Genomic DNA, 26,038 nt, shown 5'->3' with positions numbered 1-26,038 from the left:
GATGTAACGATCCGGTCGCGCGCGACCGGTGAGTCGCGCTCCGTCGTCCCGCGCAGGGTTGGACGTGCTCACGACGGGCCAGAGCCCGTCCGCATCACCCGCAGCACGCCGTCGCGCACACTCTCGCGGTCCCCGGCGGCGAGCCGCTCGGCCAGGCGTTGCGGATCGCGCAGCGCCGTCGCCCAGCGGCGCTGCCACTCGCTGAACGTGACGGTGCGGGGCAGACAGGCCCGCCGTGCGCCGTCGAGGACCTCGACGAGCTGGCCCCATTCGTCGCCGAAGCGGACTTCCAGTTGCTCGCGCAACCGCCGGGCCAGCGCCGGAGCCTTTCCCCCGGTGGAGACCGCCAGGCGCAGCTCGCCACGGCGCACCACCGCTGCGGCGGCGAAGTCGCAGTGGACGACGTCGTCCAGCGCGTTGAACAGGACCCGTTCCCGCCGGGCCTCCGCCGCCACCTCGATGTTGCTGACCGGATCCTCGCCAGTGGCGATGGCCAAGAAGACGCCCGCCAGGTCGCCGGCGCGGAAACAACGCGCGACGAGCTCGATCCGGCCGGCTGCGGCTGCCTCGCGGAGCCCAGGGGACGGGCGGGCGGCGATCGCGACAACCTGAGCGCCGGCTGCGAGCAGACCATCGGCCTTCTGCGCCGCCAGCGGGCCGCCGCCCACCACAACGCAGCGGCGGCCGGCGACGTCGAGACTGACCGGGTAGCCGAACCTCACCCGCTACCGCCTGCTGACGGCGGCGCGTAGCGGTAACCGACGCCTCGCACGGTCTCGATCGACCGGCCGTGACAGCCGAGCTTGCGCCGCAATCGCCCCACCTGGTGCTTGATCAGCCGGGGGTTGTCCGGGGCTCGGTGGCCCCAGGCTTCCACGGCCAGGAGATCAAGACGGCAGGCCACGTGCGGGCGACGCACCAGCGCGGCCAGCACCCCGAATTCCCGGTGCCCGAGCTCGACACGGCACCCGTCGGCGATGACGGCCCGACCCGCGGGGTCCAGGCGCACGGCCGGAACGGGCAGTTGCCGACCGCTCGCCGCCCAGCCGCCCAGGGCCCCCACCAGCTCACCGGTGCGGGGGCGTGGCGGCATGATCGCGACGGGGACGCCAGCGTTCTCGAGGCTCGCGGCGGTCATCATCCCGACTGCGGCGGCCGCCACACGCTCGCCCAACGCGGTCACCAGGGCGCCCTCCACGCCGATATCTGCCGCGATCCGCATCAGGTTGCCTGCCGCGCTCGGGCTCGTGCACACGACGACGTCGACGACGCCGGCGCAGGCTCGGCGGACCAACTCCCGCGCCGGTCGAAGATCGGCGGGCGGGACCGAGGTGCACGGGACGAGCGGAAGGACCTCGCCGCCGGCGTCAACCAGTCGCTGATACGCACCGAGCGAACCAGCCCCACGGACCTGGACAGCGACCCGGTCCCCGGGCAGAAGCCGCTGGCGCAGCCACGTCGCCACGTCCTCGTCGGTCTCCTGCGCAGACACGAACACGGGGTCAACGCCCAGCCACCGCAATGCACCCAACGCCTTCGAGCGACGGGCGACGACCCGGGCGCGGCGCAGCGTCGCCTCCAACAGGTGGAGCCGGCCGTGGCGCTCGGCGACCTCCGCCCAGGCGCGGACCCCCACCCCCGTGGACGCGACGACCCACGATGGCTCGGCCGCGAGCAGACGATCGATCTGAGCCAGCAGGTCCCGGCCAGTCGCGACACGGCCCTCAACGGTCGGCCCCCAGGTCACCACCGCCCCGCGACGCTCGAGGGCACCGCTCAGCTCGCGAGCCTCGCCGGCCGACGTGACCCCGACCCGGAGACCCTCCACACTTCGCCTTCTGCCAACCGCCTTCTGCCAACCGCCTTCTGCCAAGCTCGACCGCCCGTACCGTGCCACCCGTCTGTTTAGCCGCCACTACGACCAGGTTTCGCTGCGGTGACAACCCAGCGAGCGTCTCGCCGACGTTGCCGGCGCTGGCACGCGTGCTCGACGTCGCGCGCCGAGAGCATCCGCACCCCGCGAGGCGACCTGCGGCCCGAGCGAGGACGGCGGGGTGTCAGGACCCCATCATGGCGACGAGCTTCGTCGTGGTGTTCCAGTTGCGCGCAGTGGCCGTCCGACCCAGCACGCGCTGCCTCCTGGATCTGCGCTGTCGGCATGGCATCGATCCGCGTGGTGGCTTCCCGCTCCCGACGGCGACGGATAACGTCGTGCGGCGCGACCGATCGGGGTGGTGGTGAGCGGACCGGTGGGGGAGCGGGACCAGCAGTGCGACAACGAGGCACTCGACGGAGTTGAGCTCCGCGAAGGACGCCGGACGTCGGTGGGTGGTCTCGGCGTGGTCCGGGTCTTGCCCACCAAGGGTCGTCGCACGGTCGGCGCATGGTGCTTCGTCGATCTGATGGGTGCGGCCGACGCTGACCAGCCGGATCCGATGGAGGTGGGGCCCCATCCCCACATCGGCTTGTCCACCGTGACCTGGCTGATCCAGGGGGAGGCGCTGCACACGGACTCGTTGGGCTCCGAACAGGTCATCCGGCCCGGCCAACTGAACTGGATGACCGCCGGGCACGGGATCGCGCACGCCGAGCTGGCTGCACGCCCGCCGTTCTCGGGGGCGCAGATGTGGGTTGCCCAGCCCGAGGCGACGCGGCACGGCGAACCGTCGTTCCAGCACATCGCGCAGCTGCCAGAGATGCAGGAGGGCAGCGCGACGGTGCGGCTGTTCGCGGGCAGCTTCGGCGCCGCCACCTCTCCGGCCCGCACCGATACACCCCTGGTCGGCGTGGATGTGACGGTGCGTGGCGGCCGCACGGTGCTGCCGACCTCGGCCGGGTTCGAGCACGCGGTCGTGCCGCTTGATGCTTCTGTGCGGGTCGGACCCGAGATCGTTGAGCCGGGTTGGCTGGCTCTGGTGCCCACCGGCGTGGAGGAGCTCCCGATCGAGACCCGCTCGAACGCAGCTCGGATGTTGGTGCTCGGCGGGGAGCCGTTTCCCGAGCGGATCCAGATGTGGTGGAACTTCGTCGCGAGGGATCGCGAGGAGTTCGATGCCGCGTGGCGCGACTGGCAGCAGCGTTCGCCCCGCTTCGGGGAGGTCACGTCGAGCCTCGGCCGGATCGACGCGCCACATCCCCCATGGATGTCGATCTGACTCCTCCACAGCGCAAGCCGGTGGGACGCGTTTGGGCCGTCCAGGCGGCGGCCAGGAGCCCGACACCGAGCACCAGGGTCCCGATTGCCAGGCTCGCGCCGCCCAGGTAGGCGAGGTTGATCAGCCGGTTGGGGCGCTCGGCGTCAGGATGCACCACCGACAGGAAGTACGCGACCGGCTGGCATCGTGTTCATGTGCACCGTCTCCTGTTCGTTGATGCGGCAGGGACGGCACGGCGAGGTCGGGCCTGCGGAGAGCACTGCGATCAGACTCGCGGTCAGGCACTATCAGGTCACGGAGGCCCGGCCCTCGCTGTGCCTGCGAGATGCCGCCCTGCGGTTCGCGGACCGCACGACGTGACCTCGCAGCCGGGGCGTCACAGTGGCTGCGGGCGAGGCAGGGTCGCGGGTGGCGGTCACGCTCCCAGAGGCGTGACGACCCGGGCTCCTGGCCCGGGGCCGCCTACTGGTGCGGGCAGGGACGGTCAGGCGGCGTCGCTGGCGCGCTTGCGGCGCTCGCGGGCCTCGCGTTCCCGGCGGCGAAGGTCTCGGATCAGGGTGCGGCGATCAGATTCGAGCATGCCTCCCCAGATGCCGTACATCTCACGGTTGCGGATGGCGTACTCGAGGCACTCCTGGCGTACCTGACAACGGCCGCAGTACTCAAGCGCCTGCTTCTGATCCTCCTCCTCGACGGAGAAGAACAGTTCGACCTCGGCGCCGTTGCATGCCGCTTCCTCCTCCCACCCCTCGCCGGTACGGAGTTGACGGGCGAGTGCTTGCGTGGACGACAACTGGCAACCTTCCCTAGTGTGAAACAGTGTGAAACCGTCTTTCGGAACCCCGATGCCGCGCGGGCGTACGTCTGGGGCACGCATCCATCAAAACGGGGACCGGGCAGTGTGTGTTCCTGTCGTTCGTTCATCCACCGGCGGTCGGCGGCGTCAGCGTGCGTCCACCGCATTATGCGTGCGCTGAACGCACAGTCCGGGTGTGCAGCCTGTGAGGAAAAAGCTACTGAGAGTCACCACGCGACCGAGTGAGGATCCAGCGAGACGTGCCTGCCCGTAACGCCTTGGTGGCAATGGCGGTGCTGGCCGCACAGATCGCGCTCGTGGCCTGCTCACCGGGTGCAGCATCGCCAGCCGATCCCCCATCGGTTCGCCGCTCATCGACCGCCCCGGCGCGGGCGCCGCCCGGATCGATCGGCGAGCCCTCGTGGGGCATGGCCGCCCCGTCGCTGATCGTGACCGCGCAGCCGGTCACCCCACGCGCTGACGACCTCGACGAGATCGAGATCCGATACGCGGTCGAGCGGCGCACCGACGACGCCGCGACCGCGGGGTTCGCCGCGGTGGTCGACGCCACCCTGTCCGACCCGAGGGGCTGGCAGCGCGCTGGATTGCGGTTCGTTCGCGACGACGCCGCCCCCTACCTGATCGTCCTCGCTGAAGGTCACCAGGTCGACGCCATGTGCCACCCGTACCGGACACGGGGTCTGTACTCGTGCCAGAACGGCCCGGTGGTGGCGTTGAACGCCGACCGCTGGCGGACCGCCACGCCGGAGTGGACCGGGGACCTGGAGACCTACCGGATGATGCTGATCAACCACGAGGTCGGCCACCTCGTGCACCTGCATCATCCGGCGGAGCCGCAGTGCCCACGGCCGGGTGCGCCCGCGGCCGTGATGGCGCAGCAGAGCACCGAACTGAACGGCTGCCTGCCCAACGCGTGGCCACTTCAGTGGGAGGTGGAGTTGGCGGCGCGCCGTGCGGAACCGCTGGCACCCGGACCCGACCACCACGCGGATGACCACCGACCGACACCGCCGTGAGGTCGTCGCGTCACGGCCGCTGGCACGTCGCGCAGTAGGTCGTGCCGCGCTGGGCCACGACGATGCGGCGCAGCTCGGTCCCGCACCGCTGGCAGGCCCTGCCCGCGTGTCCGTAGACCTGCAGGAAGTCGGCGTTGCGTCCGCTCTCGCCGTTGACCATCCGGTAGTCGCGGAAGGTGGTGCCCTCCCGCTCGATCGACTCGGATAGGACCTCGCGGATCGCGGAGTGCAGCATCAGGGCGCGGCGCCACCCCACGCGCCGGCTCGCCGGGTGGATCTTGGCCCGCCAGAGCGCCTCGTCGGCGTAGATGTTCCCCACTCCGGCCACTGCGCGTTGGCCGAGGAGGACCGCTTTCACCGGGGCGGTCGTGGCCGCCAGCGCGCGTGCGAAACCGTCGGGGTGGAACTCATCGGTGAGTGGTTCGGGACCAAGCATCGCCAGGGTGGGGATCGACGTGTAGTCGCCCGCTGGCACGACCGCGAGGCGACCGAACCGTCGCGGGTCGCGGTAGTTGAGCTGGCGCCCGTCGTCGAGGAGGAGCTGGGCTCGGGCGTAGTCGTCCGCCGGTCCGAAGTGCAGGGATCCTGTCATGCCGAGGTTCGCCACGAGCTCCAGGCCATCGTCGAGCGGGCACAGCAGGAACTTCCCGCGGCGGCGAACACCCAGGACCATGTGTCCCGCCAGCCGATCCAGGTTCACGAAACGTCGCTGCGGCACGTGGTCGACGCCAACGACCTGGCGCCCCGTCAGCTCGGGGGCCAACTGTCGTCGGACGGACTCGACCTCGGGCAGCTCAGGCATGCAGCGGAGGGTATCCCGGTGCGGTCGGTACCCTGCGGGGAGACGACCCAGGGGAACCGTGAGCGACCAACGACGCCAGGTCCGCCGCTACGAGCGGGACCGCGACGAGAAGGGCCGCCCCGCCAACGCCCGCCCGCGCGACCGGCTCGGCCGGCCGCTGCCTCGCGGTGCCGAACCGGCCGAGACCGTCGAGGACTTCGCGTCGGACGACATCGAGGACGCACTCGCCAAAGCGGTCGAGCTGTGGGACGAGGAGCGCTTCTTCGAGGCGCATGAGGTGCTGGAGGACGTCTGGAACGCCGCCCCGGATACGGACCGGCTGTTCTGGCAGGGTGTGATCCAGGTCGCGGTGGGCTGCTGTCACCATCAGCGTGGCAACGTCCCCGGGTCGGTGGCGCTGTTCCGCAAGGCCGCCGAGAAGCTGGCCGGGTACCCCGACGTCTACAACGGGATCGACGTCGAGCAGCTCCGCGTCTTCGCGGAGGGAGCAGCCGACGTGGTCGCCGAGACCGGCGAGATCTTCGAGATCGGTTACCTGGAGTTCCCCGCCATGGACGCCGGACCCTGGTTCGGCTCGGTCCGATCGAGGTGATGCTGCGGTGAGCGACCTGGCGTGGGGCCTGGATGCGGAGCACCGGTTCCGGTGCGCGTCGTGCGGGAACGTCACCCGTTTCGACGTGGTCGAGACTGCCCGCACCCGCCGTTTCCACCACTTCGACCTGGGCGGTGTCCGCCGGGTCGAGGAGGAGGAGATTCTCGACCGTCGTGTGGAGTCGGTGACCTGTCGCTGGTGCGGCCGCGACGACGCCGTCGTGGTCGAGGCTGCTCCGGCCCGGGCGGTCGGAACCGAGCACTGAAGACCGTGTTGCTGGCGACGGCGGCGTGTACGGTCGCCAGCATGGACCGTCGTGACCTGGCCATCCGCATCGGTGCGGTCACCGCTGTCGTGGCGAGCGCAGCGGCGACGATCTGGGCGAGGACCGCGCGGCGGCGCCGATTGGCGCTGGGCCCCGACGGCGTCGTGGAGAGCGGCGACCGGCCTCGATCCGGCACCGTGCGTGATCGCGGCAAGGGTGGGTACGCCATCGACGTCGAACGACTGCGGGACGCGTCCGACGGCATCGAACCTGCGGTGGAGTACCTCACCTACATCCAGACCCGCCGGGGCACTTCCGAGCATCTGCTGTTCGTCCGTGACGACGACATCGACGCGATCGCTGCGCTCGAGGGTGAGGAGCCGACCGACTTCCTGGAGCGGCTCCAGAAGCTGGGCGTGGTCATCTCCACCAACTGAGCGTGGCGACCGGTGGGCACGAGCGGCTCGAGGACGCGGTGCCGGCACCGGACGAGGAATTGCTCGAGCGGCTCCCCGCCGACGAGTGGGCGGTGCTGTTGCGTAGCGTCCGCGCTGCGCTGCACCAGCTCGACGACAACGTGGTCACACCGCGGATGGCGCAACTGCGGGCGCTGCCGGCGAGCAGGTTGGCGTCCGGGCGGTCCCGGCGGGATCTGTGTCGCTTCCTGTCGACCGGTGGCGCGCTGTGGCATGGGACGCTCGCACGGCTCGACGACGACCCCGACGGCGGCACCGTGCTCGCGATCCTGCGCGGCGAGGTGGAGGTCGCCGCGCCGCAACCGCGCCACCCCCAACGTGCTGATGCCGGCAGCCCAGACCGCCATCAACGCCTCCGCACGCGCGCCCGCGAGTTCCGCGAGCAGCGGGACGATGCGCGCCGACGCGCCGAAGGCCTCGAGGCGCGACTGCGCGTCGAACAGGGGCGGGTGCAGGAGCTCGAGGACGACGTCCGCACTCTCGAGGAGACGATCGAGGCGCTGCAGCGTCGTCTGACCGCGGCGGCCGAGGAGCGCCACCAGGCGGTCGAACGGGTCCGCCGTCAGGCCGACGCGCAAGTGGCCCAGCTCCGCGATGAGCTACGGAAGCTGCGCCGGCGGGAGGAAGAACGCCTCCAACGCCGACGGCGGCACCGGCGCGCACGCGAGGCCCTCGAACGACGCGCCAGCGAGGAGATCGCCGACTACCGCTCGTCGCTCCGGTCGGGGGCGCGCCCGGCCGCGTCCGGGCGCCCCAGCCGGTTGCCCGCCGGTATCGCCCCGGGCACGGTCGACGCTGCGCAGGCGCTGCTGGTCCCCGGCCGCAGGGTGGTCGTCGACGGGTACAACGTCTCCCTGCAACACCGCGGCCACCTGGAGCTCGAGCAGCAGCGGCTGTGGTTGACCACCCAGCTCGAGTCGTTGGTCGCCCGCCTGAAGGTGCGGTGCACGGTCGTCTTCGACGGGGATCCGGGCGTCAACGCGCCTACGTCGCGGTCGCGTCTGGTCCGGGTGCGCTTCACGGCAGGGGGGACCGCCGACGATGCCATCGTCGAACTGGTCGAGTCGCTGGCCGCCGACGAGCCGGTCGTCGTCGTCACCGACGACCGGGAGCTCGCAGACCGTGTCCGCCGGCTCCGGGCGGACGTGATCGGGACCGCTCCGCTGCTCGCCCTGGCCGGTTGAAAGCCGCACCGGTCCGCCGTGACACCCTTGGTCGCCGTCGCACAACCGGTTCCAGGCGCGGGAAACAGTTGCTCGGCTCCGTCGCGGCGGGCAGGATGCGGGCGTCGGCCGACGCCCGATGGAGGTGTCGGGTCCGCCGCTGCGGCGGCCCGACGAGACAGAGCCCGAGCGTGGGGCGGGTCCGGAGGCAAGCGTGATCGAGGTTCACCTCATCGGCTACACCGCGGACCTCCAACATCTCGTCCTCGACGTGCGTCCCGATGCTCACCATGGCCGGTACCGGCTGGTCGTCGACGCCGACCTGTTCCTCACCGTCGAGGAGATCCGTCGGTTGCGCCAGGGAGCCGGATCCGGCGACGGGGAGCCGACCCGGACGGCTGGGTCGTCGCGGCCGGGCGCGACGCCTCGGATCGACCGCCGGCCACGAGAAGAGACGTCAGCGGACGAACCCGCAGAGCCGGCAGCGACCGGGCCTGACAGCGACGAGACGGTGAACGCCGGACGTGAGGCCGACGTCGCGTCGTCGCCGGACCAGCCCGTCCACGAGAGCAAACTCACGCCGGCCGAGATCCAGTCCCTGCTGCGGGCTGGGCGGTCGCCCGCATCGGTGGCCAAGGCTGCCGGGACCGATGTCACCTGGGTGGAGCGGTGGATGGTCCCGATCGTCGCGGAACGCGACCAGGTTCTGCGCGAGGCCCACAGCCGGCGTCTGACACGGTCGCGTCTGGGGGAGTCCGGGGATCCTCTCGAGCAGGCGGTCGTCCGCAACCTCGCCGAGCGCAACATCGATGCAGACGATACGAGCTGGGCGGCCAGCCGCCGAGCCGACGGTCGTTGGACCGTCTCCGTCCGCTACCGCCAGCGCGGCCGGACCCGGACCGCCAGCTGGTGGCTGGACCGCGACGCCGGGACGCTCACCGCATCGAGTCCGTTCGCCCGCGAACTCGGCTGGACGGCCCCCCGGACCCGGGGGAAGGCGAGCCGGTCGTCGCGGACGTCAGGGAAAGCGTCGGCGAAGCCCTCGAACGGGAGAGCGGCGTCGAAGGCCGGCGGGAAGGGTTCGGCCCCCAGTTCCAGGGCCAAAGGGGCGTCGAAGGCCGGCGGGAAGGGTTCGGCCACCAGTTCCAGGGCCAAAGGGGCGTCGAAGGCCGGCGGGAAGGGTTCGGCCCCCAGTTCCAAGGCCAAAGGGGCGTCGAAGGCCGGCGCGAAGGGTTCGGCCAACAGTTCCAGGGCCAAAGCGGCGTCGAAGGCCGGCGCGAAGGGCGAGGCGTCCAGCCGGAAGGCGCGAGGGAAGTAGCACCACCTGACGTGCGGGTGCTGTGGCTGACCAACGATCTTCCGCCACAGGTCGGTGGTATCCAACGCTTCGTTGATCAGCTGATCCGACGGGTCCGCCCCGAAGCGACGGTGGTCGTCGGCCCAAACCACCCCAACGCGGAGCGGTTCGATGACTCGGCGCCGTACCGGGTCGTGCGCGCGGCGAGCCGTTCGCTCCTGCCGACGCCGTCCACCCTGGATCTGGTCCGGGCCGTTGCACGCGACCACCGCCCCGCCGTGGTCGTGCTCGGGGCGACCTGGCCCCTCGGGGAGCTGGGCCCGGCCCTGTCGCGCGACCCGGCCGTCCCGGTGGTGGGCCTCACACACGGCCACGAAGCGGGCCTGGCCACGGTCGGCCTCGGGATCCTGGTGAGACGCGCGACCCGCGCCTTGGCCGCGATCACCACGATCAGCGACTACACCGAGACTCGGCTGCGGCCGCACCTGCCTGATGTCACCGTGGCACGGATCCCACCAGGTGTGGACACCGACACGTTCCACCCGGACGTGGACGGTTCTGCCCTGAGACACGCGTGGGGTGTGCCGGCCGCTGCGCCGCTGGTGGGGTGCGTGTCGCGGTTGGTGCGACGCAAGGGTCAAGACGTCCTCGTCGACGCTTGGCCGGCGGTGCGCCGTCGCCACGTCGATGCGTGGCTGGTGCTGGTCGGTGACGGCCCGCTCGCGTCGAGGCTGCGCCGCCGGGTGCAGGGCATGCCGCAGGTCGTGGTGGCCGGTGAGATCCAGGGACCGCGACTGCCGGCTGCGTACGGTGCGATCGACCTGTTCACGATGCCGTGCCGCACCCGATGGTTCGGTCTCGACGTCGAGGGGCTGGGCAGCGTCTATCTCGAGGCTCAAGCCGCTGGTGTCCCGGTGGTCGCGGGGCGGTCGGGTGGGGCAGCCGAGACCGTCCGCGGCGGCCAGACCGGCGTCACCGTCGACGGTCGCGACCCCGACGCGGTCGCAGGGGCGATCGCGACCCTGCTCGATGATCGGGAGCGTCGTTCGCGGATGGGCCGCGCCGCCCGGACCTGGGTCGAGGCCCGGTGGTCGTGGGAGCAGATCGCCGCGCGCTTCGACGATCTGCTGGTGGCCGTCGCGTCGCGACGGTGACGGCTCAACCTCCTCCGCCGGCTTCCAGAGGCCGCAGCCCCACCGTCAGCGCCACCGGCAGATGGTCGGATGCGGGACTGGCCGGAACGGACAGCCGGCCGATGAACAGCTCGGATGAGACGAAGACGTGGTCGATCGACTCGCGCGGCCGCCACGACGGGTAGGTCGCTGGGGCGCCCAGAGCCACGGAGGCGTCGACGAAGCGGGTGGCCAGCGGTTCGAGCTCCCCCGCACCGGGCTCGGCGTTGAGATCGCCGAGCACCACCACCGGGCCAACCTGCTGGGCCAGGTCGGAGGCCAGCGCGGCCACCCGGGCGACCTGCCGTCGACGCAGCCCCACGTCGGCGTCGACGTGGTGGAGGTGGGTTGCCACGACCCCGAGCGGTTGGCCGGCGACGTCGACCACGACCGAGAGCGCGCTCCGGGCCATCGCGGCGCGCCCGCGGGGCAGGGGCACGACCTGCGGGTCGAGCATCGGGTACCGGCTCAAGACCGCGTTTCCCCAGACGTCGTCGGCTGCCGGGGCGAAGACGTACGGCAACTGCAGCCGCTCCGTCAGCGCGCGCAGGACATCGGTGCTGCCGGTGGTGAACCAACCGCGGTCGACCTCCTGCAACGCGACGATGTCCGGTTGCTCCTCGCCGATCACCGCCGCGAGCGCGTCGGGGTCGTACCGACCGGCGATGTCGAACCCCATGTGCAGGTTGTAGGTCATCACCCGCACCGGGAAGCCCCGGCCAGGTGCCGGGTGCCCCGGCGGCGTCCGGACGGCGACCGCTGCGACGGCTGCGGCGGTCATGCCGGCCACACCCACCGCGACCGCCACGCCGGCGTGGCGGCAACGTGCTGTCGCTGATGCCGGCCGTGCGAGAGCCGGGGGTGCGATCGCAGCGACCGCTGCGACGACCATGAGGGCGCGCCGGTCGAACGGGAACCGCACGTCGTAGCTGGCGTAGTACCCAGACACGACGACGAACAGGACGAACAGGCCACCGGCTGCGCCCAGTGCCCGTCGGGAGGGTCCCGAACCGTCCGGCCAGCCGACCACGGCCAACAGCAGGTGCACCCCGACGACCAGGGCGACGGTCCCCGCCACCCGGACCGGCGGGGTCTGGACGTGCATCGGCGCCAGGACCGCCGCCGAGAGGCCGACCGCGACCAGCACGCCGCCGGCGCCCGGCGCCCGCCGGGACGGTGCCCCCAACGCCGCGACGGCCGCCACGACCCCGATCACGTGGGCAGTGCCGACCACGGCGACGGCGACAACCGGCGAGACACCGGTCACCGTCTCCACCCGCGAGACCGCCGCAACGATCGCCAGCAACCCCACCGCTGGGCCGAGCGAGATCCACGGCAGCGCCTGCCCGCGATCACCGGCCTGCGGCCCGCGGGTCGCCCACGAGGCCGCGGCGAAGGTGGCCGCGACCGCCAGCGTCGCGAACCACGCTGCGGCGCCGTCCCGCCAAGGCAGGTCCTGGCTGCGCAGCGCCGCGTGTAGGACCGCATCGAGAGCGAGCCCCGCGACGAGCCCCAGGGCGGCGGCTCGTGGCGGGACCGCGCCGGTCGCGACCACCACCAGCCACACCATCCCCACCGTCACCGCCACCGTGGCGACCACCAGCTGGGGGGTCCCTCCCGACGTGCTCTGCAGCGCCAGGCGGGCGGCCACGAGCGCGAACGCCAGCGGAGCAGCGGCGCGGCTGACGTCGACACGGATCGTGGTGGCAGCGACCAGGAGCGCCACCACGAACGGGAGGAGGCCGAAAACGGCCAGGTCGGCCGCTGGCGTGGACCCTGCCCGGCCGTAGATGAACAGCACCGACGGGAGCCAGACCCGCACCGCGACCAGGGTCACCACCATGCCGACCGCGACCGCCGCCGTGGCGACGAGCTCCGCCGGCCACACCCCGACGGGGTGGTCGACTGGTCGGTCGCGACCCAGCTGCACGCGGGACCAGCGTAGGCGGCGCCGGCACGTTCGATCACCGCGACGCCATCCGCGGCGGCGCACAGGCCGCGCGGCGGTCAGGTCACCGCGACGGGTCGCCGCGGCGGAGACCCAGGCGAGCGATCACGACCACTCCGACGGAGCCGACCACCCCCGCAGCCAGGACCAGCGGGACGTCGGCCCAGACGGGGGTCCCCAGACGGACGTCGCCGACGCCGCCCTGGTCGGTGGGCCACATCCACAGGACCCGCAACGACCCGGCCATCAACCCGATCAGGCTCGCCATGACCGTGGCGCGGTGATGCTCCAGGAGCCAGTGCAGCGCGGCAGAGAACATCGCCAGGCCGGTGGCGGCGCCTGCGGTGAACACTGCCAGTTCGACGACGCCGCGCTGGTGCACGACGTCGAGGAGATGCTGGTACAGCCCGATCATCAGAAGGATGAACGAACCGGAGATCCCGGGCAGGATCATCGCGGTGATCGCCGACGCCCCGCCGGCGAACATCACGGCCAGCCCAGGATCGCGCATAGCCATGCCACGGAGACCCAGGAGCACGAACGTGGCGGCTGCCACTGCGGTCAGGATCACCAGGCGAGGCAGGTCCCGGCGGTCGAGTTCGTCGCTCGCCACCACGATCGACCCGACGATGAGGCCGAAGAACAACGCCGACATCAGCACGGGGCGCTCAGCCAGGAGGGTACGCAGGATCCCCGCCAGCGTGGCGATGGCCAGCCCGACACCGGCCACCAGCGGCACGAGGAAGGCCCAGCGGACGTCACGCAGCGCCCGCCACGCGCCGTCGAGGTCCAGCCGGAGGAGCCGGCCGACGGCGGAGGACGCCTGGTAGATCTCGGCCACCAGGTCGTCGTAGATGCCGAAGACCAGCGCGATCGTGCCGCCCGACACGCCCGGGACGAGGTCCGCGCTGCCCATCGCGAAACCTCGGACGACCTGCAGGACGGCTCCCATCGGCCGGTTCCGCGCGGACGCATCCGTGGTGGTCTGCGAATCGCTGGTGGCTGCTTGCGACGCGGTGTGGGCGGCGTCACCGGACCGTGGCATGGCGGCGCACGGTAGCGCCGCGGCCGGAGTGTGGTCGTCGACCGGGCTTGTCCTATGCTCGGCGCCCAATGGAGGGAGGTCTGGCGTGGCTCGGTACGACGTGATGCCTGGAGCGCAGTCGTGGTCGTCGACCGGCAGCGGCGAGCGCGGCGAGATCGGTGTGGCCGTCATCCACGGCTTCACGGGGAACCCGATGGCGACCCGGCCGCTGGGCGAGGCGATCGCCGAGGCCGGGTACACCGTCGAGGTGCCGCGACTGCCCGGGCACGGCACCCACTGGCGTGACCTTGCGCGCCTGAGGTACCCGAATCTTCGGCGGGGCGCCGAGCGGACGTTCGATGACCTCGCCGACCGATGCGGGAAAGTCGTGCTGGTGGGTTTCTCGCTCGGAGGGACCATCGCGCTGGACATCGCGGCGCGTCGTTGCCGCAGTGGCCGGAGCGAACGGCTGGCCGGGGTGGCCACCATCAACGCTCAGATCCTCGATCGCCCGGACCCGCTGGCGAAGCTCGGTGGCGTGCTGCAGTACGTCTTCCCCGTCGTCCCGGCTCCGCTGGTCGGACTCACACGGAACGACATCGCCAAGGGTGGCGACGAGCGGGCGTACAGCCTCGTCCCGGCCAAGGCCGGCTACTCGGTGCAGTCGGCGCTGCGACGCGTCCGCGCCGGGTTGGCCGACGTCACCGTCCCCGTGCTGGTGGCTGGTTCACTCCAGGACCACGTCGTCGACCCGCGCAATGCCGACGGCGTCGTGCAGCGGCTCGGCGCCGGCGACGTGACCCGCATCGAGCTCGAGCGTTCCTACCACGTGGCCACGTTGGACTACGACGCGGAGCTGCTGGCGGACGCGATCGTGTCCTTCGTCGAGCGCATCACCGCGGGCGCGAAGACCGCCTGACCGCGCGGTCCCGTACAGATCAAGAGGCAAGCGCCGCGGTTGTTGTCGTCGTCCTCCGCGCGTGGCGGCTCCTGGGGTGGAGGCGGCGGCGCCGGGATACGCAGCGAGAACGTCCCCGCGTCGTCGAGCATCTGCGGGTGCTGGGAACCGTGCGATCCGCGGACGGTGCGGTTGGCTGACCGTGGTGCCGCGTACGCGAACGCCTCCTGCACGGTGACGTCGCCGTCGCCGTTGGCGTCACCGCCGCGGCCCCTCATCCCGCCCTCGATCAGGAAGTAGCCCCACACGGAGTTGCCCACCGAGGGATCCTCGTAGGACTTCTCCGGCTCCGCCGACGAGAACGTCAGGACCCGCCCCGCGCGGCGCATCCCCGGGTCGGCGTACCCGGCCGCCTCGCAGGCGCCGATGTCGATCCACAGCCGGCCAGCGGACACGTGCGCCAACCGGGCCACGAGCTCGCTGTCGACGATGTGGCGGTTGTCGGCTGGCCACAGCGCCTCGTCGGGGACCTCGCCGTCGCCGTCGACGTCGCGCCCGCGCCACTGCTTGGTGTGGCCGCTGAAGTGGAACACCGCGACGGAGGACCCGTCGGTCTTCCGCGCCAGCCATGCGATGGCCTGCTCGATGTTCTCCCTGGTCGCAACGCGGTCGGTCAGCAGCACGATGTGATCGTCGCGCCACCCGAGCGCGCGCAGGTGGGCGTGGAGGTCCTCGGCGTCCTGGCGCGAGCCAACGTTGTCGCGTGTCCGTCCCTCGTAGTCGTTGATGCCGATCAGCACCGCCCAGCGGGTGGTCGCCGGGTCGCGCGGATCCTGCACCGCTTGCTCGTGGGGTGCGAAGCGTGCGGCGAACCGCGAGCGGCCCGCATCGGAGGCCGGCGGTGGCTGTGCCGGCCTCGACGACCGCGGCGGGGCGGAGGAGCCGCTGGCGGTCGCCCCCGGGTCGATCGCGACCAGGCCTGTCTCGACGGCAGGCTCAGCAGCGGCCTCAGCGACCGGAGCTGGTTCGACCGGTGGCTCCACGGCCGCTGGCTCCTCCGCCGGTGGTGCAGCCGCCGCCTGGCCCGGTGCCGTCGGTGGCGATGACCGCGTCGAGGTCGGCTGGGCGACGTTGGTGGTCGTGTCGTCGATCTCGACGGCGGTGGTCCGTGCACCCGGCGACAACATCACCGCCACGGCCACGGCCTGGGCGGCGAGCATCACCGCGACCATCGAAGCGACCACTCTGGGGTCGCCGGTCGCCCGATGCAGCCGACTCACGAAACGACGACGGTCGAACCTGTCACGGCCCACGGTCTCCCCGCTCCCCGGCCCTACCGAGACTAGCCAGCGAGCCGCCTCCCCCTGCAGGGAGGTCAGCTGGCCCAAGGGCCGCAACCACCGTGGCGGCCCTCACCGACCATCGCTGGCGCTGCTGGGTGACGTAGGCTTGGCGTCACCGTGGATCTGTACCTCGACGACGACGCCTTCGTGCGGGCGCCGCCGGCGCTGGTGTACGCGCAGCTGATCGAGTTCGACGCGTACGACCGGTGGTGGCCGGGCCTCTCGGTCGTCCGCGCCGCCCCGGCCGGCGACCGCTGGGACAGCGAGATGGCCGACCGGGTGGATCCGCTGGTGGGGTTCCCGAGAGATCCTGGCGACAGCCGGTTCGACGTGCACATCCGCGTGGGTCGGCGCCGGTCGGGCTTGCGGCTCCACGTGCGGCCCTACCGCTTCCGTCCCGCCAGCGGGGTGCTGCTCGACGTCACCGGCGACATCACGGGGACGGCGGAATGGTGGTTGGAGGACGGGTACGGCGGGACGGTCGTGCACCACCTCGCGCGAGGTGGCGTGTCGCGTGGGCGCCCATCGTCGGCCACAGCGCGGTACCGGCTGGCTGTCCGCAGCGGCCTGTTCGGGTTGAAGGATGCGGTGCAGTCGCAGGTCCGCGAGGCCCTCGGTCTGGTCCCGTGAGGTGCCCCGACTGCGGCGCGCTGAACACCGATACGGCTGCCTGGTGCACGCAGTGCTACACGGAGTTCCGCGCCCGTGGTGCCGTCGGCGACGAGCGCCCGGCGCGTGACCAGACGTCCACTGCCGGCACGACGCCCGAGCGTGGGCCCGCTCCACCACCGTCGCCGCCCTCGGCAACCACCGCGGTGACGCGGGAAGACGCCGCCGAACAGCCTCGCAGCGCACCAGTGGGGGAGACCCCGTTGCGGGCCGGGGGCGGCCGGTTCCGCAAGATCGACGACGAGCTCGAGTGGCGTTGCGCGGTGTGCGAGGCCTGGAACCCGGTCGGCCTGACCGCTTGCAACGTCTGCGGCAGTCCTTTCGGGCGCACGCTGGGTGAGCCGGGCGACGCCCGCGAGCTGCGACCGATCGAGCCGTGGGCAGCGGCGGCCGCCAGCGCGGTCCTCCCCGGCGCCGGCCACGGGCTGCTGGGCCGGCGCGGAACCGCGACCGTCCGTGCGGTCACCTACCTGCTGTGGCTGCTCGGCGGGCTCCTGCTCGTGCGCTCGGCGGCCGCTGCGGGCCAGACGGTCCTGCCGGCGGTCCCGCTTCTGGGCGGGGCGTTGGCGCTCCTGGTCACCAGCGTCCACGACGCCTACATGCTGGCCGGCGGCCGCAGCGACGAGCTGCTCACCCCGCGGGTGTTCTTCTGGCTGGTGATCGCGGTCAGCGGCGGGTTGATGGTCAGCTTCATCCCGGCGGCGCTCCGGCTGGGCTCCGGGGGATGACCCGGCGGTTGGCGACCAGCAGCGCCGCCACCGTCGCAACCAGCGCGCGCCGCCACCCTCCGACGGGTTGCTAGCCTCGCCCCGTCCAGCCTCGCGAAGGAACCGGGTGATCCGCGTCCTGCTGTTCACGGGGAAGGGCGGCGTGGGGAAGACCACGGTGGCCGCTGCGACCGCAGTCCGGGCCGCCGCCCAGGGTCGCCGTGTCCTGGTCACCTCCACCGATCCGGCCCATTCACTCGCGGACGTGTTGGACGTCCCCGTCGGCGATCGCCCGACCGCGGTCGCGCCCAACCTCGCCGCCCAGCAGATCGACGCGCAGCGGAGGCTCGAGCAGCACTGGCACGACGTCCGCGACTACCTCGTGCAGCTGCTGGCATGGGGAGGGCTCGGTGAGGCCCAAGCCGAGGAACTGGCTCTGGTCCCCGGCCTCGACGAGGTCTTCAGCCTGATCGATCTGCGCGCTCAGATCGCCAGCCGCACCTACGACCTCATCGTCGTCGACTGTGCCCCGACCGCGGAGACGCTGCGTCTGCTCGCGTTGCCCGACGCGCTGCGGTGGTACGTCGAACGCATCGTGGGAACCGGGCGACACCTGGCCCGCGCGGTCCGGCCGGTCGTGACCCGGGTCAGCAACGTCCCCGTCCCGGCCGATCCCGTTTTCGGGGCGGTGGAGCGCATCAACGGTGACCTCGCCGCCGTCCACGCGATCCTGCGGGACAACGCCACCACCAGCGTGCGGCTGGTGGTCAACCCCGAACGGATGGTGATCAACGAGGCGATGCGCACGGCCACCACCCTGTCGCTGTTCGGGTACGCGATCGACAGCGTCATCGTGAACCGGTTGTTGCCGGACGCGCTCACCGATCCCTACCTCGCCCGGTGGAAGCAGCAGCACGCAACCCACCTGGACACCGTCCGGGCCTCCTTCACGCCGATCCCGATCCTCACCGCGCCCCTCCTGGCTGACGAGCCGGCCGGGACCGCTGCGCTGGTCGAGCTCGCGGACGTGGTCTACGGCGACGCCGACGAGGCCGCGGTGCTGCACGACACCCGCCCGATCGAGCTGTGTCGCGATGACGACGGTCTGCAGCTGAGGATCGCCCTGCCGTTCACGACGAAAGACGATGTGCAGCTGCACCGCCGCGGCAACGATCTGCACGTGAAGGTGGGAGCGATCAAGCGCACCGTGCCGTTGCCCGCGGCGGTGCGCCACCAAGACGTGGCCCGTGCCGGCCTGCACGACGGCGTCCTCGAGGTGCTCTTCCGGGAGCGGCCCGTTCCCGCCGCCCAGCGGGGCGTGCGGTGACCGACGGGGACCAGTGGCCCTGGTGGGCCAGCGGTGACCGGCGCGGCGACCCGCCCGGTGGCGATCCGGGTCAGCGCCGCGCAGGGACGGAACCGCCACCCCACCGCCACGGCGACGCGTGCCAGGTCTGTCCCATCTGCAGCTTCCTGCGGCTGGTCGAGGGCGTTCGCCCCGACGTCGTCGACCACCTCACCGAGGCCGCACGTCACCTGACACTGGCCGCCAAGGCGGTGATCGACGCCCAAGCGGAGGGGTTCGCCAGGCGCGACGACCGGCTCGAGCGGATCGAGGTCGACGGCGAGTAGCCGTCGAGCCGCTGCCAACCGCCCTCCGGACACGGCACCATGAGTGCTGCACAGCGCAGGGATCCCGCCCTGCACGGCCGCGAGGAGGAGAAATGTCGGATCCGGTCGCGGTCGGCGTCGACGTCGGCGGGACCAAGCTGTTGGGCCTGGCGGTGGACGAAGACGGTGGCGTCCTCGCCCGTCGACGTCAGACCAGCCCACGCAGCGACGCCGAAGGGCTCGTGGCCGCCATCGCTGCGGTTGCCCGAGAGCTCGGCGAGGGCCTGCGGGTCGGTGTGGGCGTCGCTGGCGTGGTCAGCCGCGACGGTGTCGTCCGCTACGGGCCGAACCTCGACGTCCGGGACGTCGCGCTCCGGGACCGGCTCGCGGACGAGCTGGACGTGCCCGTCGCCGCGTACAACGACGCGACCGTCGCGCTGTACGGCGAGCTGCGTGCCGGTACGGCCCGGGGCGCCCGCGACGTCGTCATGCTGACCTTGGGCACAGGGGTCGGGGGTGCCATGGTCGTCGACGGGCGCTTGGTGCTGGGTTCGTCGGGGATGGCCGGGGAGCTCGGACACGTCATCGTCCACGACGGGGGACGCCGCTGCCCGTGCGGCAACCTCGGCTGCCTGGAAGCGTACGCGTCGGGCACCGCAGTCGGCCTCCGCGGGGAGGAGCTCCTCGCCGCAGAGGACACTCCCAGCAGGCTGCGTGACGTCGATCGGGTCGACGGCAAGGCGGTGACGCTCGCCGCTCACGCCGGCGACGCTCTGGCCCGGCGGGTCGTTGACGAGGCGGGGTACTGGCTCGGCGTCGGCCTGACCGGGCTCGTCAACGTCTTCGACCCGGAGCTGGTGGTGATCGGTGGCGGGGCGGCCACCACGTTGGCCCCGTTCGTGATCCCACGCGCGGTCGAGATCATGAGCGAGCGGGTCCTGGGCGTCGGCCACCGGCCACTGCCGCAGGTCGTGGCCGCCACCCTCGGTGACGACGCCGGGGCCATCGGAGCGGCGCTGCTGGCGCACGGCGACGAGACGGCGGCAGCGGCCGACCCGCACGGCGTGCAGCAACCCTGATCCGGTGATCCGCGTGGCCGCGTACAACCTGTCGGGCGTGCTCGACGCCGGGGCGGTGGTCGACGTCCTCGTCCGCTGCCAGGCTGACGTCGTCTGTGCGGTCGAGGTCCCGGGACCCTTCGCGCTGCGTCGCCTCGTTCGCCGGGCGGGGATGGATGTCGCTGCGCGCGCCGGCGGGCGGCGGCTAGGTGTCGCGGTCCTGGTCGGCGACCGCGTCCGGGTGATCAGCGTCACCCGCCACCAGCTGTCGCGCGCATCCGGCCACCCTCGACGCAGCGTCGCGCAGGCGATCGTGGGCGTGGGGACCCTGCGCTTGGCGGCGTTCTCGACCCAGCTGGGCATGTGGCCGCAGCGGCGGCAAGGACACGCCGAGGACATCGCCGCGGTCGTGGCGGCTGTCAGTGCCCCGGTGGTCCTCGGCGCCGACCTCAACGAGGGTCCGACCGGGCTGGCGGCGCAGCTGCTGGCTGCCCGCCTGACGGACGCCTTCGCTGCCGTTGGCGAGGGCACCGGTGAGACCTTCCCCAACCCGGACCCGATCGCGCGGAACGACTACCTGTTCGTGGACCCGACCCTGGTGGTGCGCCGCGCGTGGGTGCCACGGGACGGCGTCGCCAGGGTCGCCAGCCACCACCGGCCGGTGATCGCCGAGCTGGTCGGTGTGCTCGATCAACGCGGCGCGGTGGCCGCGCCGCCGACCGGCCGCACCGGCGAAGAGTCCGCGGCGTGACCGACGGCGGGCGCGACCGGTTCCCGCGGCAGTCGGCGCGGACCCAGCGGTTCACCCTCGGGCGGCCGCGTGATCTGACCGTCGCGGCCGACGGTTCGCGGGTGCTGTTCCGTCGCTCGGGCGGGGCCGAGGACCCCGTCCACCTGCTGTGGTCCGTCGATGTCGACAGCGGTGAAGAACGGCTGTTGGCGGACCCGGCCGCGCTCGCCGACGTCGATGCCGACACGCTGCCCTCCGAGGAGCGGGCCCGCCGAGAACGTCTGCGGGAGGCAGCCTCCGGGATCGTGTCGTTCGCCGGTGACCGCGATCTCAACGTGGTTGCGTTCGCGTTGGGGGGGCGACTGCACGTCGCCGACGTCGCCACCGGCGCGGTCCGTCGCGTCGAGGGGGCCGACGGGGTGTACGACCCGCGCCCCGACCCCACCGCCCGGCGGGTCGCGTACGTGCGTCAGGGCGCGCTGTGGGTGGTGGACCTCGCTGCAGACACCGCTCGCTGCGTCGCCCGCGAGGACGGCGTGCGTTTCGGGGTGGCCGAGTTCGTCGCGGCCGAGGAGATGGGCCGTTCCCGCGGGTTCTGGTGGTCACCCGACGGTGAGCGGCTCGCCGCGGCGCGGGTCGACGAAGGATCGGTGGCACGTTGGTGGATCGCCAACCCGATCGAGCCGGGGTCGGAACCCACCGCGGTCGCCTACCCGGCGGCGGGCACAGCCAACGCCGACGTCTCGCTGTGGATCGTCGAGCTCGACGGGGAGCGCCGCCGCATCGACTGGGACCGCGAGACGTTCCCGTACATGGCGGCTGTGCGCTGGGAGTCCGACGGCGGGGCGCTGACCATCCTGGTGCAGAGCCGCGACCAGCGACACACCCGGACGCTGGTGGCCGACCCGGACCGCGCCACCACCCGGGTCGTGGCCGAGGACGCCGACCCTCACTGGGTGGATCTGGTCGGTGGCGTGCCGACCTGGCTCCCGGCCGGGCGGCTCGTGACCACAGCGGACCGCGACGGCGTCCGACGGGTGCTGGTCGACGGCGTTGCGGTGTCCCCCCCGGGTCTACACGTCCGTCGCGTCGTCCACGTCGACGACAACCGGGTGCTCGTCACCGCATCGGGCGACGATCCCACCCAGGTCCACGTGGTTGCCGTCCCCGTCGACGGCAGCGCCCCGCAGCCGCTCACGTCGAAGCCGGGCGTGCACGCCGCGACGGCGGGCGGCGGGGTTGTCGTGGTGAGCACCACCACGCTGGGTTCGCACGACGTGTCGGTCACCGTCCGACGACACGGCCGCGGTGACACCAGGATCACATCGCACGCGGCGACGCCGTTGATCGCGCCCCGCGTCGAGCTGCTCGAGCTCGGTCTGCGCCGTCTGCGGGCTGCGCTGCTGCGCCCCAGCGACGATCACGGCGGCTGCCTACCCGTGCTCGTCGATCCCTACGGTGGCCCCCACGCACAACGTGTCCTGCAGGCCCACCACGGGTTCCTCATCCCCCAGTGGTTCGCCGACCACGGCTTCGCTGTCCTGATCGTCGACGGGCGGGGCACACCTGCCCGCGGATCGGCCTGGGAGCGCGCCGTCCACCTCGACCTCGCCGGGCCGGTCCTCGACGACCAGGTCGCTGCGCTGCAGGCCGCCGCTGATCACGAGCCGCGGCTGGACCTCGGACGGGTCGCGATCCGCGGGTGGTCCTTCGGGGGCTACCTGGCCGCGTTGGCGGTCCTGCGCCGCCCCGACGTCTTCCACGCCGCGGTCGCTGGCGCGCCCGTCACCGACTGGCGGCTGTACGACACCCACTACACCGAGCGGTACCTCGGCCACCCCGACGACCACCCCGACGCCTACCGGCGTTCGTCCCTGCTCGACGACGCTCGTCGGCTGGACCGCCCGCTGATGCTGATCCACGGGCTCGGCGACGACAACGTGGTCGCGGCGCACTCGCTGCGGCTGTCGCGCGCCCTGCTGGAAGCCGGCCGCCCCCACAGCGTCCTGCCGCTGTCGGAGGTCAGCCACATGACCCCGCAGGAGGCGGTCGCCGAGAACCTCCTGCGCCTGCAGGTGGCGTTCGTCGGCGACGCCCTGGGTGTGGGATGAACGAGGCCGGTCGGGCGTCCCGCCGCGGAAGGTCACGACGCCCCGGGACCGTACGGACCGTCGTCGTGGGTGGACCGCGACCGCAACCACAGCACCACGACCACGACAGCGACGGCGACGAACGCCGCCAGCCACCGCGGACCCTCGAACGCCAGCGTGACGACCAGCAACGCCGCCAGCAGCACCCCCAGGGGAGTGGCCAACCGCCGGAGGCGCTCGGACAGCAGCGGCCGCTGTTCATCATGCACGGTTGACGGTGTCCCTCCCAGCGGTAGATGGCGGCCGTCGGCGGAAACGCCACGGTCTCTCGGGCACCGTCGAAGGCGTCCTCGCGGCGGGCCGGCGGCCGTTGCCGCGTCCAGCCGCCGTTACGCTCGCAGGGTAGCGGGGACCGATCAGTGGGACGCCATGCCGGGGATGAAGGACGCTCCGCTGCTGTACCGGATCCTGCACGCCACGCTGGGGCCGGTCCTCACCCGCCACCTCCACCTGTACATCGACGGGGCCGAGCACGTCCCGGTCTCCGGCGGCGCCATCCTGGCCTCCAACCACCTGTCGTTCGTCGACTCCCTGCTCCTGCCGCTCCCCCTCGACCGGCCGGTGTACTACCTGGGGAAGGCCGACTACTGGGAGTCGTGGCGGACCCGGTGGTTCTTCGAGGGGGTGGGCGTGATCCCGACCTACCGGCAGGGTGGCGACAAGGCCAAGCAGTCGCTGCAGGCCGGACTGGAGGTCCTCCGGCGCGGTGACCTGCTCGGGGTGTACCCGGAGGGCACCCGGAGCCCCGACGGCCGCCTGTACCGCGGCAAGACCGGGCCGGTCCGCCTGGCGCTGGCGGGTGAGGTCCCGATCGTGCCGTGCGGCGTGGTGGGGACACGCGAGGTGCAGCCGCCGGGGCGGTCCTTGCCGCGCCGCCGCCCCGTGACGGTCCGCTACGGGCGCCCGCTGGATCTGTCCCGCTACCGCGGCCCGGACGACGACGACCCCTTCGTGCTGCGGTCAGCCGCCGACGAGCTGATGTACGAGATCATGCTCCTGTCCGGACAGGAGTACGTCGACGAGTACGCCGGCTCCGTCAAGGCCGGTGCGGTGACCGTCTCGCAGCGTCGACCACCGCCGGGCCCCCTCGACACGCAACGCGGCGGGACCGACCGGCGGGGCCAGCTGACCGGCACCGGCGCGGGCGACCGGCCGGGTGCTCGCCGCTGACCCACCTACGATGGACGTCGAGACCGCGAGACAACAGGAGGCCGCGCGTGACCAACCGGATCGGGATCCTGACCGGCGGTGGTGACTGCCCCGGCCTCAACGCCGTGATCCGCGCCGTGGTCCGCAGAGCCGAGCAGCGCAACATCAACTGCTTCGGCTTCCGCAACGGCTGGGCCGGGGTGCTCAAGATGCAGGTCGAGCCGCTCACGATCTCGTCCACGCGCGGGATCCTCCACCGCGGCGGGACGATCCTGGGCACGTCGCGGGTGGATCCGCTCCGCGAACCCGGCGGGGTGGCTCGCATCCGTGAGGCGTTGGACATCCACGGTCTCGACGGCCTGATCGTGGTCGGGGGAGAGGGGACCCTGTCCGCCGCGACCCGACTGGCCATCGACGAAGGCATCCCGCTCGTCGGGATCCCCAAGACCATCGACAACGACGTGGGCGGGACGAACCTCACGGTGGGGTTCACCACGGCGGTCGGTGTCGCCACCGCTGCGGTCGACCGGCTGCACTCGACGGCCGAGTCACACAACCGCGTCATGGTGCTCGAGGTGATGGGCCGCCACGCCGGCTGGATCGCGACCTACGCCGGCATGGCCGGGGGTGCCGACGCGATCCTCATCCCGGAGTTCGACTTCGACATCGCGGCGGTGTGCCGCCACATCAAGCATCGGGCCGGGTCCGGCCGTGACTTCTCGATCGTCGTCGTGGCGGAAGGGGCACGGCCGGCCGAGGGGACCATGGCGATGCCCGAGTACGACGAGGACCAGTTCGGCCGCCCCGTCCTGGGCGGGATCAGCCACGTCGTCGCTCGTGAGATCGAGGCGCGGACGTCGTTCCCGGCGCGCGTGACGATCCTCGGCCACGTGCAGCGCGGAGGGAGCCCGCACCCACTCGACCGGGTGTTGGCCACACGCTTCGGCGTCGAGGCGGTCGAGCTCGCCGGCGGCGGCGAGTGGGGGACGATGACCGGCCTGATCGGCCAGCACGTGGAAGCGGTCGCACTCGAGGACGCCACCAAGGAGCTCAAACGCGTTCCGCGGGACCTGTACGAGATCGCCGAGACCTTCTTCGGGTGATGGAAGACGAGCTCGTCGAGCTCGCTTCGCGCGTCGCTGAGGACGCCGGCGACCTGCTGCTGAGCTACGCGTCCCGCACGTTGGAGTTCGACACCAAGAGCAGCGCCACCGATCCCGTCTCCGAGGCCGACCACGCGTCCGAGGAGACCATCACCGGTGGCCTGCTCGAGGCCCGCCCCGACGACGGCGTCCTCGGCGAGGAGAACGCCTCGAACCGCGCCGGGACCAGTGGCCTGCGCTGGGTGATCGACCCGCTGGACGGCACGGTCAACTTCCTCTACGGCATCCCGGCGTGGTGCGTGTCGATCGCGTGCGAGGACGAACACGGCATGGTGGTGGGAGTCGTCCGCGACCCGCACCGCCGCGAGACGTTCGCGGCCCGCCGCGGAGGGGGTGCGCTCTGCAACGGCCGACCGCTGCAGGTCCGCAGCAGCGCCGCAGAGCTGTCCATGGCCCTGGTCGCGACCGGGTTCGGCTACGGACCGGCGGTGCGGGAACGCCAGGGGCGGTGGGTCGCAGACCTGCTCCCGCGCGTCCGCGACGTGCGACGGGTCGGTGCGGCCGCCCTCGACCTGGCTTGGCTCGCGGCCGGCCGGTTCGACGCGTTCTACGAGTTCGGACTTCAGCCGTGGGACCGCGCCGCCGGTCAGCTGCTGGTGCAGGAGGCCGGCGGGGTGGTGTCGCTGCACCAGCTGACTGTGGGCTCCGAGGAGGGAACGTGCATCTTCGCCGGGCACCGCCCGATCCACGACGCACTGTCCACGTGGCTGCTGGATGAGATCGGGGTGCAGCGGGCGTCGACCTGACCGGCGCCGCGGGGCGCGGTGCTGTCGGGAACCAGGTCGCTCTCCTGGCTGCGGCGGCCTCGACCGGTCGCCCGACCGGTCGCTGGA

27 protein-coding genes are annotated in these 26,038 nt (G+C 72.3%); 19 read left to right on the top strand and 8 right to left on the bottom strand.

Annotation, left to right across the window (positions count from 1 at the left end):
* Positions 1–68: 68 nt before the first annotated feature.
* A complete protein-coding gene (locus KY462_02075; protein MBW3576529.1) occupies positions 69–722 on the bottom strand; it encodes a bifunctional precorrin-2 dehydrogenase/sirohydrochlorin ferrochelatase in 654 nt (217 codons plus the stop codon).
* A complete protein-coding gene (locus KY462_02070; protein ID MBW3576528.1) occupies positions 719–1,828 on the bottom strand; it encodes a uroporphyrinogen-III synthase in 1,110 nt (369 codons plus the stop codon). The genes KY462_02075 and KY462_02070 overlap by 4 nt, the downstream gene beginning before the upstream one ends.
* 409 nt (positions 1,829–2,237) lie before the next feature.
* On the opposite strand from KY462_02070, the gene KY462_02065 reads away from it, so the two are divergent.
* Entirely contained in the window at positions 2,238–3,155 is a 918-nt protein-coding gene (locus tag KY462_02065; protein MBW3576527.1) for a pirin family protein, read from the top strand.
* A gap of 484 nt (positions 3,156–3,639) precedes the next feature.
* Here KY462_02065 and KY462_02060 read toward each other — a convergent pair whose 3' ends face one another.
* Entirely contained in the window at positions 3,640–4,032 is a 393-nt protein-coding gene (locus KY462_02060; GenBank protein MBW3576526.1) for a WhiB family transcriptional regulator, read from the bottom strand.
* A gap of 179 nt (positions 4,033–4,211) precedes the next feature.
* Here KY462_02060 and KY462_02055 point away from each other — a divergent pair, with 179 nt between their 5' ends.
* Positions 4,212–4,988, top strand: a complete 777-nt coding sequence (locus KY462_02055) for a DUF3152 domain-containing protein (GenBank protein MBW3576525.1) — start codon at positions 4,212–4,214, stop codon at positions 4,986–4,988.
* Positions 4,989–4,998: 10 nt separating this feature from the next.
* Here the strand turns inward: KY462_02055 and mutM are convergent, their stop codons facing one another.
* The gene (gene mutM, locus KY462_02050; GenBank protein MBW3576524.1) at positions 4,999–5,790 is read right to left on the bottom strand and encodes a bifunctional DNA-formamidopyrimidine glycosylase/DNA-(apurinic or apyrimidinic site) lyase; all 792 of its coding nucleotides are present in this window, start codon (positions 5,788–5,790) and stop codon (positions 4,999–5,001) included.
* On the opposite strand from mutM, the gene KY462_02045 reads away from it, so the two are divergent.
* From KY462_02045 to KY462_02020, 6 genes are all read left to right on the top strand, one after another.
* Positions 5,789–6,382, top strand: coding sequence for a DUF309 domain-containing protein (locus tag KY462_02045; protein ID MBW3576523.1), 594 nt, complete (start codon positions 5,789–5,791; stop codon positions 6,380–6,382). The genes mutM and KY462_02045 overlap by 2 nt on opposite strands.
* Before the next feature lie 16 nt (positions 6,383–6,398).
* Entirely contained in the window at positions 6,399–6,647 is a 249-nt protein-coding gene (locus tag KY462_02040; GenBank protein ID MBW3576522.1) for a hypothetical protein, read from the top strand.
* Between the two features lie 41 nt (positions 6,648–6,688).
* A complete protein-coding gene (locus KY462_02035) occupies positions 6,689–7,084 on the top strand; it encodes a hypothetical protein (protein ID MBW3576521.1) in 396 nt (131 codons plus the stop codon).
* 2 nt (positions 7,085–7,086) lie between these two features.
* Positions 7,087–8,307 carry an NYN domain-containing protein gene (locus KY462_02030; protein ID MBW3576520.1) on the top strand — a complete coding sequence of 407 codons (1,221 nt, stop codon included), beginning with the start codon at positions 7,087–7,089 and terminating at the stop codon, positions 8,305–8,307.
* Positions 8,308–8,500: 193 nt separating this feature from the next.
* Positions 8,501–9,604, top strand: coding sequence for a DUF3071 domain-containing protein (locus tag KY462_02025; protein MBW3576519.1), 1,104 nt, complete (start codon positions 8,501–8,503; stop codon positions 9,602–9,604).
* Positions 9,605–9,615: 11 nt separating this feature from the next.
* A complete protein-coding gene (locus KY462_02020; GenBank protein ID MBW3576518.1) occupies positions 9,616–10,737 on the top strand; it encodes a glycosyltransferase family 4 protein in 1,122 nt (373 codons plus the stop codon).
* A gap of 4 nt (positions 10,738–10,741) precedes the next feature.
* Here KY462_02020 and KY462_02015 read toward each other — a convergent pair whose 3' ends face one another.
* A complete protein-coding gene (locus KY462_02015) occupies positions 10,742–12,685 on the bottom strand; it encodes an endonuclease/exonuclease/phosphatase family protein (protein ID MBW3576517.1) in 1,944 nt (647 codons plus the stop codon).
* Between the two features lie 82 nt (positions 12,686–12,767).
* Positions 12,768–13,655 carry a DUF368 domain-containing protein gene (locus tag KY462_02010; GenBank protein MBW3576516.1) on the bottom strand — a complete coding sequence of 296 codons (888 nt, stop codon included), beginning with the start codon at positions 13,653–13,655 and terminating at the stop codon, positions 12,768–12,770.
* Between the two features lie 178 nt (positions 13,656–13,833).
* Between KY462_02010 and KY462_02005 the strand changes: the two genes are divergently transcribed.
* Entirely contained in the window at positions 13,834–14,646 is an 813-nt protein-coding gene (locus KY462_02005; GenBank protein ID MBW3576515.1) for an alpha/beta fold hydrolase, read from the top strand.
* Here KY462_02005 and KY462_02000 read toward each other — a convergent pair.
* On the bottom strand, positions 14,571–15,938 hold the full coding sequence (locus tag KY462_02000) for a caspase family protein (protein MBW3576514.1): 1,368 nt from the start codon (positions 15,936–15,938) through the stop codon (positions 14,571–14,573). The two genes, KY462_02005 and KY462_02000, sit on opposite strands and share 76 nt — an antisense overlap.
* A gap of 147 nt (positions 15,939–16,085) precedes the next feature.
* Between KY462_02000 and KY462_01995 the strand changes: the two genes are divergently transcribed.
* From KY462_01995 to KY462_01965, 7 genes are all read left to right on the top strand, one after another.
* The gene (locus KY462_01995) at positions 16,086–16,598 is read left to right on the top strand and encodes a hypothetical protein (protein ID MBW3576513.1); all 513 of its coding nucleotides are present in this window, start codon (positions 16,086–16,088) and stop codon (positions 16,596–16,598) included.
* A 242-nt stretch (positions 16,599–16,840) separates the two neighbouring features.
* Entirely contained in the window at positions 16,841–17,365 is a 525-nt protein-coding gene (locus tag KY462_01990; protein ID MBW3576512.1) for a hypothetical protein, read from the top strand.
* A 106-nt stretch (positions 17,366–17,471) separates the two neighbouring features.
* A complete protein-coding gene (locus KY462_01985; protein MBW3576511.1) occupies positions 17,472–18,671 on the top strand; it encodes an ArsA family ATPase in 1,200 nt (399 codons plus the stop codon).
* Positions 18,668–18,976 (top strand): hypothetical protein, encoded by a 309-nt coding sequence (locus tag KY462_01980; protein ID MBW3576510.1) that lies wholly within the window; start codon positions 18,668–18,670, stop codon positions 18,974–18,976. Before KY462_01985 ends, KY462_01980 begins: the two co-directional genes overlap by 4 nt.
* Positions 18,977–19,068: 92 nt before the next feature.
* Positions 19,069–20,034: an ROK family protein gene (locus KY462_01975; protein MBW3576509.1), complete on the top strand. Its 966-nt coding sequence runs from the start codon at positions 19,069–19,071 to the stop codon at positions 20,032–20,034.
* A gap of 13 nt (positions 20,035–20,047) precedes the next feature.
* Positions 20,048–20,764, top strand: a complete 717-nt coding sequence (locus tag KY462_01970) for a hypothetical protein (GenBank protein MBW3576508.1) — start codon at positions 20,048–20,050, stop codon at positions 20,762–20,764.
* Positions 20,761–22,854: a prolyl oligopeptidase family serine peptidase gene (locus KY462_01965; protein MBW3576507.1), complete on the top strand. Its 2,094-nt coding sequence runs from the start codon at positions 20,761–20,763 to the stop codon at positions 22,852–22,854. The genes KY462_01970 and KY462_01965 overlap by 4 nt, the downstream gene beginning before the upstream one ends.
* 32 nt (positions 22,855–22,886) lie before the next feature.
* On the opposite strand, the gene KY462_01960 is transcribed toward KY462_01965, so the two are convergent.
* Positions 22,887–23,102, bottom strand: a complete 216-nt coding sequence (locus KY462_01960; GenBank protein ID MBW3576506.1) for a hypothetical protein — start codon at positions 23,100–23,102, stop codon at positions 22,887–22,889.
* A 169-nt stretch (positions 23,103–23,271) separates the two neighbouring features.
* On the opposite strand from KY462_01960, the gene KY462_01955 reads away from it, so the two are divergent.
* The 3 genes from KY462_01955 to KY462_01945 all read left to right on the top strand — a co-directional run bounded on the left by KY462_01955 (position 23,272) and on the right by KY462_01945 (position 25,951).
* A complete protein-coding gene (locus KY462_01955; protein ID MBW3576505.1) occupies positions 23,272–24,063 on the top strand; it encodes a 1-acyl-sn-glycerol-3-phosphate acyltransferase in 792 nt (263 codons plus the stop codon).
* 65 nt (positions 24,064–24,128) lie between these two features.
* Positions 24,129–25,145, top strand: a complete 1,017-nt coding sequence (locus KY462_01950) for a 6-phosphofructokinase (protein ID MBW3576504.1) — start codon at positions 24,129–24,131, stop codon at positions 25,143–25,145.
* Positions 25,145–25,951 (top strand): inositol monophosphatase, encoded by an 807-nt coding sequence (locus tag KY462_01945; protein MBW3576503.1) that lies wholly within the window; start codon positions 25,145–25,147, stop codon positions 25,949–25,951. Before KY462_01950 ends, KY462_01945 begins: the two co-directional genes overlap by 1 nt.
* The last annotated feature ends 87 nt before the right edge of the window (positions 25,952–26,038 follow it).

Source organism: Actinomycetota bacterium (assembly GCA_019347675.1).
Taxonomy (GTDB): Bacteria; Actinomycetota; Nitriliruptoria; order Nitriliruptorales; family JAHWKO01; genus JAHWKW01.
This window is presented reverse-complemented; position numbering and strand designations above follow the sequence as displayed.

Excerpts from the sequence above, each read along its gene's own strand:
- KY462_02035 (MBW3576521.1), top strand. The coding sequence starts at position 6,689 with ATGGACCGTCGTGACCTGGCCATCCGCATCGGTGCGGTCACCGCTGTC.
- KY462_01955 (MBW3576505.1), top strand. The coding sequence starts at position 23,272 with ATGAAGGACGCTCCGCTGCTGTACCGGATCCTGCACGCCACGCTGGGG.
- KY462_01975 (MBW3576509.1), top strand. The coding sequence starts at position 19,069 with ATGTCGGATCCGGTCGCGGTCGGCGTCGACGTCGGCGGGACCAAGCTG.
- KY462_02045 (MBW3576523.1), top strand. The coding sequence starts at position 5,789 with ATGCAGCGGAGGGTATCCCGGTGCGGTCGGTACCCTGCGGGGAGACGA.
- mutM (MBW3576524.1), bottom strand. The coding sequence starts at position 5,790 with ATGCCTGAGCTGCCCGAGGTCGAGTCCGTCCGACGACAGTTGGCCCCC.
- KY462_02060 (MBW3576526.1), bottom strand. The coding sequence starts at position 4,032 with ATGCGTGCCCCAGACGTACGCCCGCGCGGCATCGGGGTTCCGAAAGAC.
- KY462_01945 (MBW3576503.1), top strand. The coding sequence starts at position 25,145 with ATGGAAGACGAGCTCGTCGAGCTCGCTTCGCGCGTCGCTGAGGACGCC.
- KY462_02010 (MBW3576516.1), bottom strand. The coding sequence starts at position 13,655 with ATGGGAGCCGTCCTGCAGGTCGTCCGAGGTTTCGCGATGGGCAGCGCG.